This is a genomic window from Psychrobacter sp. SC65A.3 (assembly GCF_025642195.1).
GTDB classification, from domain to species: Bacteria; Pseudomonadota; Gammaproteobacteria; order Pseudomonadales; family Moraxellaceae; genus Psychrobacter; species Psychrobacter cryohalolentis.
Genome location: NZ_CP106752.1, coordinates 610,665 through 627,633 on the forward strand (window position 1 = coordinate 610,665; position 16,969 = coordinate 627,633).

16 protein-coding genes are annotated in these 16,969 nt (G+C 42.5%); 10 read left to right on the plus strand and 6 right to left on the minus strand.

What is annotated here, in order from left to right; translation table 11 throughout:
* Nucleotides 1–313 precede the first annotated feature (313 nt).
* Complete coding sequence (locus tag OEG80_RS02630) at nucleotides 314–2,530, plus strand: Ig-like domain-containing protein (RefSeq protein WP_263241616.1); 2,217 nt, start codon at nucleotides 314–316, stop codon at nucleotides 2,528–2,530.
* Nucleotides 2,531–2,805: 275 nt separating this feature from the next.
* On the plus strand, nucleotides 2,806–3,684 hold the full coding sequence (gene purU, locus OEG80_RS02635; protein WP_442792460.1) for a formyltetrahydrofolate deformylase: 879 nt from the start codon (nucleotides 2,806–2,808) through the stop codon (nucleotides 3,682–3,684).
* A 121-nt stretch (nucleotides 3,685–3,805) separates the two neighbouring features.
* Here purU and OEG80_RS02640 read toward each other — a convergent pair whose 3' ends face one another.
* A complete protein-coding gene (locus tag OEG80_RS02640) occupies nucleotides 3,806–4,612 on the minus strand; it encodes a cytochrome C assembly family protein (RefSeq protein WP_263241618.1) in 807 nt (268 codons plus the stop codon).
* 233 nt (nucleotides 4,613–4,845) lie between these two features.
* Between OEG80_RS02640 and ffh the strand changes: the two genes are divergently transcribed.
* From ffh to OEG80_RS02675, 7 genes are all read left to right on the plus strand, one after another.
* Nucleotides 4,846–6,393, plus strand: a complete 1,548-nt coding sequence (gene ffh, locus OEG80_RS02645) for a signal recognition particle protein (RefSeq protein WP_011514305.1) — start codon at nucleotides 4,846–4,848, stop codon at nucleotides 6,391–6,393.
* A gap of 198 nt (nucleotides 6,394–6,591) precedes the next feature.
* On the plus strand, nucleotides 6,592–7,275 hold the full coding sequence (gene tsaB / locus OEG80_RS02650) for a tRNA (adenosine(37)-N6)-threonylcarbamoyltransferase complex dimerization subunit type 1 TsaB (protein ID WP_263242455.1): 684 nt from the start codon (nucleotides 6,592–6,594) through the stop codon (nucleotides 7,273–7,275).
* 126 nt (nucleotides 7,276–7,401) lie between these two features.
* Nucleotides 7,402–8,244: an undecaprenyl-diphosphate phosphatase gene (locus OEG80_RS02655; RefSeq protein ID WP_263241619.1), complete on the plus strand. Its 843-nt coding sequence runs from the start codon at nucleotides 7,402–7,404 to the stop codon at nucleotides 8,242–8,244.
* A 67-nt stretch (nucleotides 8,245–8,311) separates the two neighbouring features.
* Nucleotides 8,312–9,202 (plus strand): class I SAM-dependent methyltransferase, encoded by an 891-nt coding sequence (locus OEG80_RS02660; protein ID WP_263241620.1) that lies wholly within the window; start codon nucleotides 8,312–8,314, stop codon nucleotides 9,200–9,202.
* Between the two features lie 40 nt (nucleotides 9,203–9,242).
* Nucleotides 9,243–9,482 (plus strand): hypothetical protein, encoded by a 240-nt coding sequence (locus OEG80_RS02665; RefSeq protein WP_011514301.1) that lies wholly within the window; start codon nucleotides 9,243–9,245, stop codon nucleotides 9,480–9,482.
* 253 nt (nucleotides 9,483–9,735) lie between these two features.
* Complete coding sequence (gene ubiA, locus OEG80_RS02670; RefSeq protein ID WP_263241621.1) at nucleotides 9,736–10,659, plus strand: 4-hydroxybenzoate octaprenyltransferase; 924 nt, start codon at nucleotides 9,736–9,738, stop codon at nucleotides 10,657–10,659.
* Nucleotides 10,652–11,326 (plus strand): DUF4112 domain-containing protein, encoded by a 675-nt coding sequence (locus tag OEG80_RS02675; protein ID WP_263241623.1) that lies wholly within the window; start codon nucleotides 10,652–10,654, stop codon nucleotides 11,324–11,326. The genes ubiA and OEG80_RS02675 overlap by 8 nt, the downstream gene beginning before the upstream one ends.
* Nucleotides 11,327–11,442: 116 nt before the next feature.
* Here the strand turns inward: OEG80_RS02675 and OEG80_RS02680 are convergent, their stop codons facing one another.
* The 5 genes from OEG80_RS02680 to ispZ all read right to left on the minus strand — a co-directional run bounded on the left by OEG80_RS02680 (nucleotide 11,443) and on the right by ispZ (nucleotide 15,844).
* Nucleotides 11,443–12,063, minus strand: a complete 621-nt coding sequence (locus OEG80_RS02680) for a hypothetical protein (protein WP_263241624.1) — start codon at nucleotides 12,061–12,063, stop codon at nucleotides 11,443–11,445.
* Between the two features lie 59 nt (nucleotides 12,064–12,122).
* Entirely contained in the window at nucleotides 12,123–14,216 is a 2,094-nt protein-coding gene (gene mnmC / locus OEG80_RS02685) for an FAD-dependent 5-carboxymethylaminomethyl-2-thiouridine(34) oxidoreductase MnmC (RefSeq protein WP_263241625.1), read from the minus strand.
* Between the two features lie 99 nt (nucleotides 14,217–14,315).
* Nucleotides 14,316–14,720: a hypothetical protein gene (locus tag OEG80_RS02690; RefSeq protein ID WP_263241626.1), complete on the minus strand. Its 405-nt coding sequence runs from the start codon at nucleotides 14,718–14,720 to the stop codon at nucleotides 14,316–14,318.
* Nucleotides 14,721–14,806: 86 nt separating this feature from the next.
* A complete protein-coding gene (locus OEG80_RS02695) occupies nucleotides 14,807–15,136 on the minus strand; it encodes a YciI family protein (protein WP_263241627.1) in 330 nt (109 codons plus the stop codon).
* A gap of 156 nt (nucleotides 15,137–15,292) precedes the next feature.
* Nucleotides 15,293–15,844: a septation protein IspZ gene (gene ispZ, locus OEG80_RS02700; RefSeq protein WP_011514294.1), complete on the minus strand. Its 552-nt coding sequence runs from the start codon at nucleotides 15,842–15,844 to the stop codon at nucleotides 15,293–15,295.
* 154 nt (nucleotides 15,845–15,998) lie between these two features.
* On the opposite strand from ispZ, the gene OEG80_RS02705 reads away from it, so the two are divergent.
* Nucleotides 15,999–16,880, plus strand: coding sequence for a PHP domain-containing protein (locus OEG80_RS02705; RefSeq protein WP_263241628.1), 882 nt, complete (start codon nucleotides 15,999–16,001; stop codon nucleotides 16,878–16,880).
* The last annotated feature ends 89 nt before the right edge of the window (nucleotides 16,881–16,969 follow it).

Consider the following 16,969-nt stretch of genomic DNA (forward strand, 5'->3'; position numbering starts at 1 on the left):
AATTTTAAAGCCGACATTTATACCATAAAAGTAATGAATACTCAAATATTTTTGTGATAGTTGTTGGTTTAAAGGGTAGCTATTATACCCTGAAATGAGCGCCCTATGTTATTGATTATTTAATAATAAGGATTCACTTTTTAGTTGTAAGTTATGACAAAAGTCAGTAAAGTCTCAGTTATATATTTAATACAATCTGTTAATACTACTGGCATTATTGTAAATGTATGTATCATTACCAATCTATTAGGATTCCGTGTAATGATTTTGCCTGTTTACTTATCTAAATGATTGCCGTTGCGGAGTTCCAAACATGTCATATTCTTCATTACCTACCTCTAAATTATTTCAGCTCACCTTTTTAACCTGCGCATTGGCACTGGCTGGTTGTGGTGGTGGAGATGGCACGGATATAATTGCGCCTGCCCCTGATTTGGGTCCTGAAAAGCCTAGCAATGGTAGCAACGGTGAGGATGGAACAGGAATACCAGTAAGTGCTATCAATGTAACACCTATAACTTTAATAGATTCCTATGGCAAAGTAACTCGTACTATTACGTCAGTTGGAGCGAGTGCAACAGTGATAGTAACTGATGGTAATAGAAATCCAGTAAGCAATGCTTTGGTATCCTTTCAAGCTGAAGGTGTTATATTTGGTACTAGCAATAACACTGTTTTGACGAATGAAAAAGGTGAGGCATCTATATCCGTCAAACCTTTAGATAGTGCAAATACAGGAAGCTATCAACTCAGCGCAACTGTTAATTATAATGATTTGACCAAAACTACGCCTGGCTATAACTTTTCTTTACAGGCTATACAAGTGTCACTAACTGAATTTACATTGTCATCTACCAGTTTGGACTCGGGTAGTAATACAAATATCACTCTCAAAACAAAAGATGCAATCAATGACGTCTACCAAAACGATGTTACTGTAAACTTCACTACTAGTTGTGGCAGTTTTGATAGTAATAGTGTCATTTCTAGCAATCAAGGTGATGTAAGTACAACTTATAAGGCTATTGATGATAATGGTAACTTATGTGAAGGTGCACAAACCATCACTGCTACTCCTGCGAACAATCCAGTAAACAGACAAACAAAGACTATAAACATCTCTGGTATTGAAGCGAGCTCAATATTTTATACCACAACTGAGAAACTGCAGTTAGGAGCAAGTAATAGTGGCTCATCAAGCTCAGGTCAGATAGAGTTTACTGTATTCGCAAATGGCAGACCTGCTGCCAATCAGCAAGTTGAAATAAGTAAATTGCAGGTACCTACTGACTTTAGTTTTGTAACATTAAATAACCAAGCCCCTAGAACAGTAACTAGTGATTCGCAAGGTAAGGTCGTCGTCAACTTATATCCAGGTGCATTACCAGGACCTGTAGAAATTAAAGCCACCTTAAAATCAAATACCAGTATATTTGCCTTATCAAAAGACGTCTCTGTAGCGACAGGACGTGCAACTCAAAATGGTGTTAGTATTTCGTTGAGCAAAAACGTATTAGCTAATAGTGTAGATGGCGATACTGCAACCATTACAGTACGATTAGTAGATAGAGTGGGTAACCCTGTACCTGATGGTACGGTAATGAGTTTCGTCAGTGAAGGTGGTAGAGTAACGCCAAGTTGCGCGACTAACAAAGGAATATGTACGGTTGAGTTCAGTACTCAAAACCCACGTCCAGTAGATAATCGTGTCGCAGTAATTGCTTATGTAGAAGGTGATAAAGCTTATATTGATAAGGATGGCGATAATCAATTTAGCGCTGGTGATATATTCACGCATAACATCGGCGACTTCTTCCGTGATGATAACGAAAATAACAATTATGATTCTGAAGCTGGCGAATTTGTATATAGAAGAGGGGCTACTGGCGCTGTTTGTGCACCTTCTTCTAACTCTCAACCAAATATTGAAGAGACCTGTGATAATAAGCTGTCAGCTATCTTACGCCAACAGTTTATACTAGGTTTAGCTTCCGATAGTCCAGTATATGAGGGTTTACCTGGTTCTCTTAATCCTAATTTAGGAAAGACGGCAATCACCCGAGCTTTTAAAATGTATGGTAATAGTGCACGTACGGTCAGTATGCCGTCAGGAACTACCATTAGTGTTGTGGCTGAAGATAAGACTGACTACTCTCCTACGGTAGAACTGACGAATGGTATAATACAGGTATCAAATGCTGAGCCAAATACTACGGCTATTGTTAAATCAGGTTCAACCTCTATTAGTGTTTCAATCAGTGGGAACGGTACGGGTTCAGTAAGTACCACGTTGCCAGAAGGGTCATCCTTAACTGTAGCAAATACGAATGTGACCTGTGAAGCAGAACTTACTTCTGGCAATTTGAAATTACCTAGTATTATTAATCTAGGAGTTGGTAAAGTAGTTGATAGCGCGGTAAGCTATAAGTTCGAATATAGCGGCTGTCGTCCTAATGATAAAATCAAAGTATCAGTAACAACACCAGCTCCAGCCGCTACTACGACAACGACCACAATATCTGTCATATAGTAAGCATCTTACAATATTATAAATACAAAAACCCTCAACCCTCGCGTTGGGGGTTTTATCTCTATAATCTCTATAATCTCTATAATCTCTATAATCTCTATAATTAAATATAATTAAATATAACCAACTCAATCAGCAAATTCTTGCAAAAACGATTAGAATAGTCGGTTTCCTATGCTGTTAGCTATATTCAAAGTAAGCAGCAAGTTTTATTTTTAATTGAGCGTACTATGTCAGACACCGTAACGATTGCTTCACCAAAAACGTCACTTCAAATGACACCTAGAGAGATTCCTACTATTACTGCTACAGCGACCCTATTGATCAAATGCCGCGACCAAGCCGGTATCGTACAAGCCGTATCTGAGTTTATTCATCGCTATGGCGGCAATATCATTACGTTAGATCAGTACTCAACTGCCCATGAAGGGGGTCAATACTTTATGCGTTTAGAGTTCGCTTTAGCAGGATTGAGCGAGATTATCGATAACTTTGAGGCCAGTTTTGCGCATACCGTTGCCAAACGCCACAATATGGAATGGCGCTTACATGACAATGCGATTAAGACCAAAGTTGGAATTTTGGTATCTAAATTTGATCATGCCTTATTAGACTTACTATGGCGTCATCAGCGCGGCTTGCTCGATTGCGAGATTACCTGCGTGGTGAGTAATCATATTGCTTTACGCCAATCAGTAGAAAATTTTGGTATCGCTTTTCATCACGTTCCAGTGACCAAAGATAATAAAGTAGAAGCAGAAGAGAAGATCCATACATTGATGGCGGGTAATGATTTATTGGTGCTAGCGCGCTATATGCAGATATTGTCGTTAGACTTTGTTAAGCGCTGGCCGATGCAGATTATCAATATTCATCATTCGTTCTTGCCTGCGTTCGTCGGTGCTGACCCTTATCGTCAAGCTTATGATAAAGGGGTGAAATTGATTGGCGCAACCGCCCATTATGTGACTGCTGAGCTCGATCAAGGACCTATCATTGAGCAAGACGTGCACCGTGTGACACATCGTCAAGGTGTCACTGAACTGCGCGCTATTGGTCGTGATATCGAGCGTAATGTATTGGCACGCGCAGTCAATTGGCATGTACAAAATCGCGTGATTGTCGCAGGGAATAAGACGGTAGTATTTAATTAGGTTTTCATTAGAGTGGTTTGAAATTTAGAACAGAGTATTAAAAGATATTTAATAAAAAAGCTGCGAGTATTATTATTTAATACTCGCAGCTTTTTACTATATTACTACTGTGGAACTGGTTCTATAACAGCATCTCTAATACAAACTTGCTACCGACAAAGCCAATCGCTAATAAAATAAAAGCATAGATAGTCATATTAGCGGCACGTTTTCCGCGCCATCCAGCACGCCAATTACCGATAAGTAATGCGCCAAACAGCAGCCAAGACATCAGGCTAAAGGCTGTTTTGTGCACAAGATGCTGCGCCATCAAGTCATCTACGTAGATAAAACCAATACCCAGTGCGATACTAAGCAGGACAAAGCCGACCAATAGCATATCGAATAATAGGCTCTCCATGCTTTGAAGAGACGGCAGCTTGTTGACCCAAAAGCGGTGAATCGATTGATGCTTAAGCTCACGTATTTGTAGTCGCAAAAATAGCGCTTGTACCGCTGCCATCAACAGCACACAATATGCGGCAAGCGACAGCAAGATATGAGACTCAAGCCCAATGCTGATATCCGTAATCGGACGATAAGGCGCGCGTCCAATATGACCGATTAGCATACCTACAAGAGCGGTCGGTGCCGCGAGGATACCCAGACTGACAATAGGTCGATACAGAGAAAACATGACGTAAAAAAACAAAAAGAATAAGCTGATCAAGCTGATGATATTAAACAGATTGAAATTTAGCCCATAGAGTGTGACTATGTGTGGATAAAGTAGCCCTGCGTGTGCCAACATGCCCACAAATAATAAGCCTAAGCTTGGGCCTTTATGGACAGGTTTATCTTGAATCAGCGCCCAACCAATATAGATGCTGACTAAGAAATAAGCCATCGCAGCAAGTAAAAATGCAAGTTGCAAGATATAAAACCTCATCTCATAATGCGCGCAAAATACGCGCTTAATTTCATGCTAAAGTGGTATTATTAGAATAATTACCCAATTTATCATAAAATGGCACTCAATTGAGCACCGTCTTATGTATTCCTGATAAATGCTTAGCAATTGAGCTTGAATACCTGCGATCGCATACCCTAATAGTATTTATCAACTCTTTTATTTATGAAGAGTTAAGCTTAATCCAGAATTATTTTAACTGAGAGTTATTTATGTTTGATACCTTAACAGAACGATTGTCGTCTAGTCTGCGCAATATCGCAGGCACGGGGCAATTGACCGAAGACAATATCAAAGACACTTTACGCGAAGTACGTATGGCGCTGCTGGAAGCCGATGTGGCATTGCCAGTCACTCGTGATTTTGTGAAGCGTGTCAAAGAGCAAGCGCTTGGCGCTGAAGTGCTTAAAGAGTTAGCACCAGGACAGGCATTTGTCAAAATCGTCCATGACGAGCTGACTGAAATGATGGGCAGTGCCAATCAGCAGCTTGAGATGACAGGTAAGCCGCCAGTTATTTATCTGCTAGCGGGTCTACAAGGTGCTGGTAAAACTACCACTGCCGGTAAATTGGCCAAGTTCTTACAAGAGCGCCATAAGAAAAAAGTCATGCTGGTATCTGCTGACGTTTACCGTCCCGCAGCGATTGCCCAGCTTGAGCAAGTCGCTGGACAAGTAAATGCCAAGTTCGTCAACTCAAGTAGCGACGAAAACCCGATTGATATCGCCTTGCGTGCTATCGAAGAAGCTAAAATCCAATATCAAGATATCTTGATTATTGATACAGCGGGTCGTTTGGCTATTGATGAAACCATGATGGATGAAATCAAGGCGTTAACCGCTGCGGTCAATCCTTCTGAGACACTGTTTGTTGTTGATGCGATGACCGGTCAGGATGCGGCAAATACCGCCAAAGCCTTTAACGATGCGCTGCCATTAACGGGCGTTATTTTGACCAAGACTGACGGCGATGCTCGTGGCGGTGCGGCGCTCTCTGTACGCGCCATCACAGGTAAGCCAATTAAATTCTTGGGTCGCGGTGAGAAACTAGATGCGCTAGAGCTATTCCATCCTGAACGTATTGCCCAGCGTATTCTTGGTATGGGTGACGTCTTAAGTCTGGTCGAAGAAGTTGAGCAAAAGATTGACCGTGATAAAGCCGAAAAAATGGCGAAAAAGATGCAAAAGGGCGGCGAGTTTGACCTTGAAGATCTATTGACCCAGTTTCAGCAAATGAAAAGCATGGGCGGCATGGCAGGCTTCTTAGATAAGATGCCAGGTATGGGCGGCTCTGATATGCAAAAAGCCGTTGAAGATGCCAAGCCAGAAGAAAAAGTACGTGAGATGGAAGCGTTGATCAATTCGATGACGCCATTTGAGCGCAAAAATCCTGATAAAATCAATCCAAGTCGTAAGCGCCGTATTGCTGCAGGCTCAGGTCGTGAGATTCAAGACGTCAATCGTTTGCTCAAGCAGCATAAGCAAATGGCAAAAATGATGAAAATGATTTCTAAGCCTGAAGGCATCAGTAAAATGATGAAATCGATGCAAGGGTTAATGGGCGGCGGCGGTGGAGCAGGCGGCGGTGGTCCATTATTCGGCGGTGGCGGTCAGCAAGGTGGTGTTAAAGATGTGAACCCACAGCAAATGGCAAAGCAGATGGGACTTGACCCAAATAATATGCCTAGCACTGAAGAGATGCAAAAACAGATGCAAGAGCTACAAAACCAAGCGCCGAAGAAGTTTAAAACACGTTTTTAAATGATTTAGTGCTACTGGGAAATATTGATATTAAAAACCTCAAAGCTAAATGAGTTTTGAGGTTTTTTCATATTTTGAATATTTGAGTGAATTCTCACAAAGAATGCATGAAAAATATAGAAAGTAAGTCAATTAATCTGTCCTAAATGCTATGATAGGCGCTGTTTTACGATGTCAAGAGAATTAGCCGAGGTTATGATGTTTTTAGCAATGGATACCGTGTTCGATCAGTGTTCGATCGCCATTTTAGATGCCAGCGGTCAAGTGTTATCGAGTCATACTGAGACAGGTAAGCGCCAGCAGACGCAGCAAATCTTACCGATGATTGACGCGGCATTATCTGAGGCGCAACTAAAACTGGCTGACATACAAGCGCTTATCTTTAATCGTGGTCCTGGTGCCTTTAGTGGTATACGAATCAATACGGCAGTGGTACAGGCGCTATCTGTCGCGCACGATATTCCTTGTGTGGGCGTTTCAAGCCTGCAAGCGATTGCGCAAGCGGCGTATCAGCAACAGGGTTTAAGCGAAGTATACAGTGCTCTTGATGCGCGTATGCAGCAGGTATATTTTGGGCAATATGCTCTAATAGACAATATTATGCAGCCCGTTAATCAAGACAATGGCGAGGATAGCGAGCAGTTGCTAGATTATGATAGCCAGACAGCGCTAGATATTCCTATCGTTGGCAATGGTGCCGGTTTATTAACTTTGCATGACGGTCAGATTATTTATGCTGATATCCATCCTGATGCGACCGTGATAGGACAACTGGGTATGGCTCAGTTTATGGTCAATGGCGGAACAGAAGCGGCGCAAGCTTTACCCAAATACTTACGCAATCAAGCGTGGAAAACGCTCAAAGAGCAAGGTAAGGCTTAGTGTACCCTTTCTATATTCAGTCCTTATAAAGCTTTCAAGTGTCGCACGCGACAATAACAGTTTTATGAATATAACAATATAAAAAAAACGCCTTTACTGTTTTCGGGATTTCTTAGGAATAATTTTGTGGATATTATTTTATTAATTCAAGCTGTCATCATGGGTATCGTTGAAGGTATCACTGAATTTCTACCCATCTCTAGCACGGGATATTTAATTTTATCCGCTGATTTGATGGGTTTTTGGACCAAAGAAAAAGTCGATTTGTTTGTCGTGGTGGTGCAGTTTGGCGCTATTTTAGCGGTCATATATGATTATTGGGGCAGACTCTGGCAGGCACTAATGGGTTTGCTGACGGGTAAAGCAGAAGGCATGAGTAATCCGCGCCAGCTTGGACTTAGCCTAATTGTCGCCACTATTCCGGTGATGATTGTTGGTTTTACTTTTGCTGATGAGATTAAAGCCTATTTATTCAATCCTATCGTCGTTGCAATTATGCTGATTATCGGTGGTTTGCTGATCTTTTATGTTGAGAATCGCCCGAAAGCCATTATTGCAGAAGAAGCAGAAGACGTTAGCCTAAAAACAGCTTTGATGATAGGTTTGCTGCAATGTTTGGCATTGATACCCGGTACATCACGCTCAGGTGCGACGATTATTGGTGCGCTGTGGCTTGGTGTCTCACGTAAAGCTTCCGCTGAATTTTCATTCTTTTTAGGTATTCCAGTCATTATTGGTGCGGCTCTATTAGATTTTATTAAGCATCGTGACGTTTTAACCAGCAGCGAAGATTGGTTAGTGCTAGGCATTGGTACTGTCGTATCGTTTATCGTGGCCTTGCTTTGTATTCGCTTATTGGTCGCTTGGGTCAGTCGCCGTGACTTTAAAATCTTTGCATGGTTGCGTATTATCACTGGTGTGTTGGTTTTAATAGCCGCTTGGGGTTTTGGTTATCAGATGGCAGGCTAAACTTCATGATGGAATGGTTTTTAATAGAGATTCATGATGTTATAAGTATTAAAAAGGAATGGCAATCATGACCAATTTGAAGCAAGTGCTGACTGCTGATATAAGCTGCCAACTACTTTATGTTAATGAAACGCAGGCAAATCAAGTCGAAAGCTTGCAGGCACTCATAGCTGAGCATAAGCTACCCATTATTTTGAATGCTGAACTGGTGACAGAGAAATTAAATCAAAAACGTCGCCAGCAGTTAAGCCAGATAGCTACCCAACCTATATTGCTGTTAGATGAAAAAGATAAACTTTCATGGTTAAGTGATGGGTTAAGCGTTGCCCCTGAATGGGATAAAATGCAGCGGCGCGTAGTCAGTGCAGGGCGTAAGTCTGAGCTTTTATTGCAGGCAGCGAAATTGACCGCAGATAGTAGGGTTATTGATGCAACTGCTGGTTTTGGTCATGATAGTCTGATACTGGCGAGTACTGGCGCTCAAGTTACCATGCTTGAGCAGCAGCCATTGATGGCGTTATTATTACTTGTAGAGCAGCTGCGTATGAGTACGCTGCCAAATTGGCAAAAGCTGATGTCACGTTTGCAGATTGTTAATACCGATGCGCTCACTCATTTTGCAAGGTTTAATAACTATCTAGGGGATGGTAACGAGCAAGCCATTGATGTGATATATCTTGACCCTATGTTTCCAGAAGACAGTTATCAAGATAGCAAGACGGGGAAGGGCGCGAAAGTCGGTAAGCATATGCAAGCGTTGCATCAATTAGCGCATCCGCCAACGTTAGATGAAGAGCAGCAATTACTACAATCTGCACAAGCCGTTGTCAGTCAAAACGGTCAAAAACAAGGTCGCGTCATCGTTAAGCGTCCACAATTTGCGCCGTTACTTGCTGATCAACAGCCAAGTGAAAGCTGGAATAATGAAGCAGTACGTTTTGACGGTTATTTCGTTTAATAATATCAAATAAGACAGCTTATAAATTTAGGAGCAGGGAATGTCTGTATTAATTATTTGGGTGATGGGTGCGGCGTTATTGTTAATCAATATTATGCTGCGTACCAGAATCTTGCGCCTTGAAGCACGTCTAAAAGAGTTAAGTAATCCTAAAGAGCAATTGGCATTTTTACGCCAGCAAGCTGCACAAAAAGAGAAAGTTGCTGCGATTAAAGCCTTACGCAAGCAGTATCCCGAGCTATCACTCATTGAAGCCAATAAGATGTGGCAACAAGTTTAGTGACATTATTAATGTCAAAAAAAGTATAGTCGATTCAATTTAAAAAGAATACAGTACTGCTGGGATAAATTTTACGAAGCCTCTGGAGTGCGAAGCGCACGACAACCGAGAGAAATTTATACCAGCATAATGCTATTCTAAACGTAACTCTTTTATATTGAACTCACTATAGCGTACGCCAAGTTCCATGTACTAAATTGCTATACACCCAAATCATTATTTACTATTTTCTATCCATGATAATTAAAACGCCATGACATTTAACGACAAGCTACAAGCTTATATTCAGCTGACACGTTTTGATAAGCCAGTAGGTATTGAACTGCTACTATGGCCAACATTATGGGGTGTATTATTCGCTGCGATGGGGCAGGCGCAGCAACAAGGCGCAGGCATTACGGCAGGACTACCCAGTTTCAGTATCTTTGTGATTTTTGCCCTTGGAGCGATATTGATGCGGGCAGCAGGCTGTGCGATTAATGATTTTGCCGACCGTAAAGTCGATGGTCACGTAAGCCGTACTAAAGGTCGTCCGTTAGCTGATGGCCGTCTGTCTGCTAAAGAGGCAATTGCAGCTTTTTCAGTATTAGTATTATTGAGTGCAAGTTTGCTTCTGTTTTTACCCATTCAAGTATTCTATTGGTCGTTTGGTGCCGTCATATTGGCGTTTATTTATCCATTTATGAAACGTTATACGCATTTGCCGCAAGTGTTTTTGGCAGCTGCTTTTGGTTGGGCGATACCGATGGCATATGTGGCGATACAAGGCGCGCCTGATATATGGTGTTGGTTGTTATTCCTTGCCTATATGTGTTGGACAGTCGCTTATGATACTCAATATGCAATGGCTGACCGAGAGGATGATATAAAAATAGGGGTCAAATCAACCGCGATATTATTTGGTCGTTATGATGTGATTATCATCTCGTTACTACAGATGTTGTTTTTAGTTATCATGGGCGCAGTCATGTGGCATTATTTTGCGCCAACCAGTTTAGGTATTACGCCAGTCTTTGGCTTGGCGTTAGTCGCGATGATGTTTGCTAAGCAAAACAGTGCGTGTGCCAGTCGTAATGCTTTGGCTTGTTTTAAAGCATTTTTAGCCAATATATGGGTAGGACGTTACGTTTTTGTTCTTATAGCCATCGCTTGTATCTGGACGACTTTTAATGGATAAAATCAATAAATTTTCGAGACTAAAGACCAAGAAATCATCTGCGCATAGTGCTTCTAAGATAGATTATGAGGCGAGACTGGCTGAGAATGGTTTGACGCGCGAGCAGGTGATTGAGACGGAGCGTAAATTGGCAAAATTTGCCAATACCATGGATTCGCTCGTACGTGTGCCTTTCACCAAGCAAGGCATGGGCGCAGATGCTGCGCTTTCGACCATTCCGCTGGCAGGAGATTTAGCAGGTCTGGTGTTAACCAGCTATGCGTTTATATTGGGTCGTCAGCTCGGTGTACCCGCACATAAAATGACGCCCGCTGTCAGATTGGCACTGATTGATATGGTGGTTGGTATCGTACCGGGTATCGGGACGCTGCTTGACATCTTTATTCGTCCTAGTCGTAAGACCTTGGGCATCGTGCATGAGCATCTACAAAACGAGTATGGCATCACCGAAACCATCCATATGGATCGACCGTTTTTGCATCAATCACTTGAAGATAAGCAGCAAAGTCGTTTTGGCGCTTTTTGGCGCAATCCAATAGTTGCTTGGCTGTATCTGCATATTCCTGATATGTTGGGGCTCATTGTCATTGTCATTATCGGTTGGGGTTTGTGGTCATTGATGAGCTGGCTAGTGAGTCTGTTTGGTAAAACTACTGGATTTGGTTAAATAATAGAAAAATAGGTCAGTTAGGCAATAAAAAAGGCAGCAACGATATCAACGTTTGCAGCCTTTTTTATTGCCATTTCCACTAACTTTACGACATATTTTTATACTTATAAAGCTTACTCAGTAATCACTTCTGCATCGGCACTAATGGCATCAAAGCTTGTCATTTTATTATTTTGAATAAAATCTACCGTACCACCGCCATCATGACTAACTAGCTGAACATTGCCATCGCTTGAGCGATAGGTAGGATTATTACCTTGACCCTCAGGCGCGCTTAAGGTCATTTTAGGTTTGTTCGGTAAGGTGATGATGGCATTGAGCATGCCCGCTGCTGAAGTCTCAAAAACGACTGATAATGATTCGCCCGAGGTACTTCGATATTTAACGTCAGTGATTTGCGCGCCTTTAATGGCTTGCTCTGGATTGGGCGCTGGAGCAGGGTCAATGACAGAGGTATCCGTTGTGCCAAGATTATCCTCTAGCTCCGTTAAGTTCACATCTTGTTCTGGATTCGCAGCAGACGCGTTGGTATTAATATCATCAGCAACATTGGGTGCATTAATGTTGGAAGTCACAGGTGTCGTTTGAACTGCCAGTTCTGTGGCTGTTTCATTAGCTGTCTCAGGCTCTGGTGTTTTTTTGCAGGCAATCAACAGTGCTAAGCTTAAAAAAATGGCAGATACAGCCTGAAAATATGGTTTTGATTTTATAAAGGTAAAGGGAAGAGTTTTCATAATAAGACAGCTATCCATTAGTGAGGGTCATAATTAGGCATATAGCTAAGGTACTGAACCTAAATTAATGATTGACGTGTTTTATGCTTATGTACTTTATGTAGCCGCGCCCGATTGGGTGATAGGCGCGCCAACGTAACAGCCGATAAAGGGGTAAAACAGCCTAACATCATATCTGCTAACGCTTCGGCACATATAGGTGCAATTGCATAACCTTTTGCACCCATTGCTGACATGGTCCATAAACGCTGACTTTGCGCAAGTAATCCGACCAGTGGATGATAATCCATCGTTTGAGTACGAATGCCAGCACGCGCATGCCATGTACTGATATCATTTGGCAAGACGCTGCTTAATTCAGGCATATCTTCAATCAACTTGTCATAATTTTGCTGATTTTCTTCATCTCGGACATCGATATTGGTATCGCCATCGATAAAGCTTGCACCAAGTAAAAACTGTGGCTGATTTTCGCTAATCGGGTTCAGTTCCGCATCACCGCTCTGTCCAATAAATGGCGCACAGTAGCCACTGTATTTGAGCGGCAATTTGGGCAATTTAGTCAGTTGCTGCGCAGTTGGCGTAAACCAAGACAGTTGCCCGCGAATCGTCCGGCACTTAACGATACGTTTATCCAATTGATGGCTTTCATAAGCCGCGCAAATCACAACATGGTCAGCTGTGATAGTCAAAGAGGCTTGGCTCGCATTTTTGTCCTCTTTAGAACCTGTCAAAATGATACTGTTCTCGGTTTCCTTAATATTGATAATATTGAGCTGCTGATAGGTGATATTGGGGTGCGCAAGAATAACAGTTTTCAAGGCTTGTGGATTGACCAAACCGGACTGTGGCAGATACAAATTATGAGCTAAGTCTTTATCTTTTAAACCACTGATATCCTGTGCTTTTTCAGTGCTGATAGTGGTTGCCATAGTATCTGGATAATCTAAAATCTGCTCCGTACCAATATTAGTTTTCACCAATAAGTCTAATGTGCCGGTCTGCTCAAGTATCAGCGGCGATTTTTGGATAGCAGCTTGCTGATTAAAGTATCGATATAATCGACCACTGTATAAATAGCCAATAGAATGCAGATGCTCATAAACATGATGAATAGGCGTCATATTTGGGGCGAGTAGGGCACGCGGATTACCGGATGCACCAGCCAGCGGTGCGTCTTTATCGAGCACTGTCACGCTTATACCACGATTGGCAAGTGACCATGCAGTCAGTAGTCCTGCCACACCAGCACCAATAACGACTGCATTATTAGGATAGTTGGACAAAGGCACCTTATTAGATAAGGTTGAAATAGGCTTATCTAAAGATGACATCTCGCTCATAACGGCCGTGAGCATCTCGCGCTTAGACCCAAGCACTTTGCTCTTTTTAATGACAAAACCCTGCGACTGTAATCCACGTTTGATGATACCTGCACAGCTATAGGTAGCAGCAGTCGTGCCAGCACGTGATAGGCGTTGCATGTGGCTAAAGATACGCTCTGTCCATAAGATCTCATTGCAAGAAGGTGCAAACCCATCTAGAAACCAGGCATTGATATACGGACGCTGAGTAGCTACTGCACTATCTAAACTTGCTAAGCTATCACTAGCATCACCTAGCCAAATATCAAGGGTTAAATTATCATCAATAAAATCTAGCCGATGACAACCAGCGATAAGAGGAGGATAACTGGTTAAAAGTTGCTCAATCAACAGTGCCAGTTCAGGTGTACGTTGTCCAAGTGGGGCAAGTATCTTTGCTAAGTCATTAAGGAGGACGGGATGTTTTTCGGTAGTAATAAAGTGCAAACAGGCGCTTGCTAAGTGCGGATGTTTTAATCGAAGCTGTCGCCACAACTGCCAAGTCGCGAGTAAATTAAGTCCTGTACCAAAACCTAGTTCGTAGATCGTAAAGCATTGCTTGGGAATAAGGTTTGCCAATCGCGTGGGCAGCTGATTATGTGCCAAAAATACATGGTGAGATTCTGCTAAACCATCTGCTTGCGAAAAATAGGCATCGCCAAACTCACCTGATATTGGCACTTCATTACCAGCAGCATCAATTTGCCACTCAATGTTGGCTGGAGAGATAACATGTGCTGGTGTCGTGCTTTTGATTGTATTAATAGCCATAGAAGCTGGTTTGGGCATAATTATTTATCAACCCCACAGTGGTCAAGCAAGTAGGAAGTGAAGCATCAAATCGGTAGACATCAATCCAATAGATGATTTCAATCGATAAAAATGCAACTACCAGCGTTCACGGCGAACAAATACCAGCCATGAGATGAAAATACCGACCAATAGGCTAAGCAAAACAGTAAATGCACCATATAAAAATAATTGACCTTGACTTTCGTAAACCAAGACGTTTGCTTGCGTCTGCAAATCATTGACTTGGCGTTGTAGCTGGGCATTACGGCTTAGTAATTCTTGGTTGGCAGCCGATAAAGCTTTATTTGATGGTTGCAGCTGTGCCGCCAAGGTATCGTTAATATCGGTAGCAGGCTTTGCTGCGGTAGCCATTTCTATGACCGGAGCAGTTGTTTGAGGGTCGCTCGATTGAGGAGCGTTGTTAGCTGCAATTAGTGCTGGCACAATCCCTGCTGCGGGCTCGGTTTGATTAGTCAGTGTTGGCGCTGCATGTACTGACATTGACAGGGCAGTAATAGATACTATGCCCGCAAAAGCAGTACTTGCAAGATCATTTTTACGACTTTTTAATGAGAGTAACCGCTGAATCACGATGATGCTACCTCATTTGTTGTGCTGACATTCACTGCTGGTAACGCTTGAATAAATGGCTTGATATCGACATGACTGTAGACACCGTCACGCAAATACGGCTCAGCGCTTGCCCAGTTTTGAGCTGCCTCAAGCGAGACGAAGTCCGCGATAATCAGGCTGCCTGACATCTCGCTTTTACCATGTTCAATCGGTGTTGGTCCTGCGATAATCAAGCGCTGCTCACGATTCAATACTTGTAAGCGCTCAACGTGCTCTGGGCGTGTCAGCTGACGTTGCGCGCTACTGCCTGCTACGTCATGACCGATAATGGCGAATAAAGACATGTTGCTTCCCCAATTAATAATAAAAATAGAGCGTTAGAATCAATAACTATCATGCGTCATTTTGTCTTATCAGACTTTATAAAGCATAATAGTTATCATTGGCATTCAGAGATAACAAAATATCTACTATTAAGTTATCAGCTGCTATTTAACTTTTTATTTAGCAGACTTATCCGTCAATGCAGGGTTTAGATGCTTTTTCAATAACAAAAACTGAGCAACTACGAATACCAGCATAAGCGGAATCCAGCCATAAGTTTTAAAGTTAATCCAAGCTTCATCAGACATGGTAAATGCCGTGATATAATGTAGGACCGCCATCATCGCAAAAAACAATGCCCAAGCAATGGTCAGTTTTTTCCAACCACTCATCGTGAGCGAAAAAACATCTTTCATTGCCAATTGCATCAAAGGTTTATTGATTGCGGCACTGACCAATAGCGTTAGCGCAAAAATACCGTTAATAATCGGTGATTTCCAGCGCAAGTAAATATCGTCACGCAACAGCAGGGTACCACCGCAAAAAACGATGGTTAACAATAAGACGACCCATTGCTGTTTGTCGAACTTGCCCTTTTGACGCACAAAGTGAATCGCATAGACGATGATAGTGGCAACGAGCAATGCGCCAGCTGCTGCCAAAATACCATTGTAACGAGCAGCAATAAAAAACGCGATCAAAGGAATGAAGTCTAATAAGGCTTTCATAGCAAATAAAATGTCCAACTAAAACGTATGCGCTAGTTTACACGTCTACTGCGCCAAAAAAAAGCAATCAACACTATAATCCTCTGATATGAGTTGCTTTGGCGCTTTTAACCTGATTTTACTCAAGAATATTCAAAACTCTAAGGCTTGCTTTATGAAAATCGATTTACATTGTCATAGTACCTGCTCTGATGGCACTTATGCGCCGGCAGAAGTGGTACAGCGCGCCCATACGGCTGGCATTAATGTATTGGCCTTAACCGATCATGATACCTTGCTAGGTATCGATGAAGCACGCGCCGCGGCGGAAGCTTGCAATATAAAACTGATTAATGGCGTAGAAATCAGCTGTGAGCATACCTTGAGCGGCGGCTACGGTAAAAATAAATCTACTAACAAAATTATTCATGTACTTGGTCTTGATTTTACCGACCGCGAAAAAATGCACGCCACCCTACAACAGTTGCAAGACAGCCGCGCGACTCGCGGTCAACGTATTACAGAAAAACTCAGTAAGCTGCTTGGTATCGATTATGATGAGCTGTGGCAAGCTGTTCTTGCTAAAGCTAGTGGCAACCCGCAAGCAGTTGGGCGCGCACACATCGGACAAGTGTTATTTGAACGTGGTGAAGTAAAGACGGTACAAAAAGCCTTTGATAAGTATTTGGCAGACAATAAACCTGCTTATGTGGCGATCGAGGCGCTGACAATGCAGCGCGGCATTGAGCTGATACAGGAATGTGGTGGCAAAGCGGTGTTGGCACATCCAACGCGGTATCAGCTGTCAGCGACGCGCGTCCGTAAGCTTATTGAAGAATTTGCGCAGCTTGGTGGTGATGCTTGTGAGTTACCTGCCAATAGCGAGCCTGTCAGTACGCGTAAAATGGTTGACCGTAGTATTGCTGAGCACAAGCTTGCTGCATCGATAGGTAGTGACTTTCATGGGAGTAATATGCCATGGCGACGCTTGGGCGATGTCCCTAACATGCATCCCGAACAGCAAGGTATCTGGCAATCTTTTGCGGCTTTGTCTTAACTAGAAAACGGCTGCACTTATTGACCGATGAATCAATTAAACGGATTGATAAATAGTGTAAAAATTGCCACACTCAATGATAAGTTCAG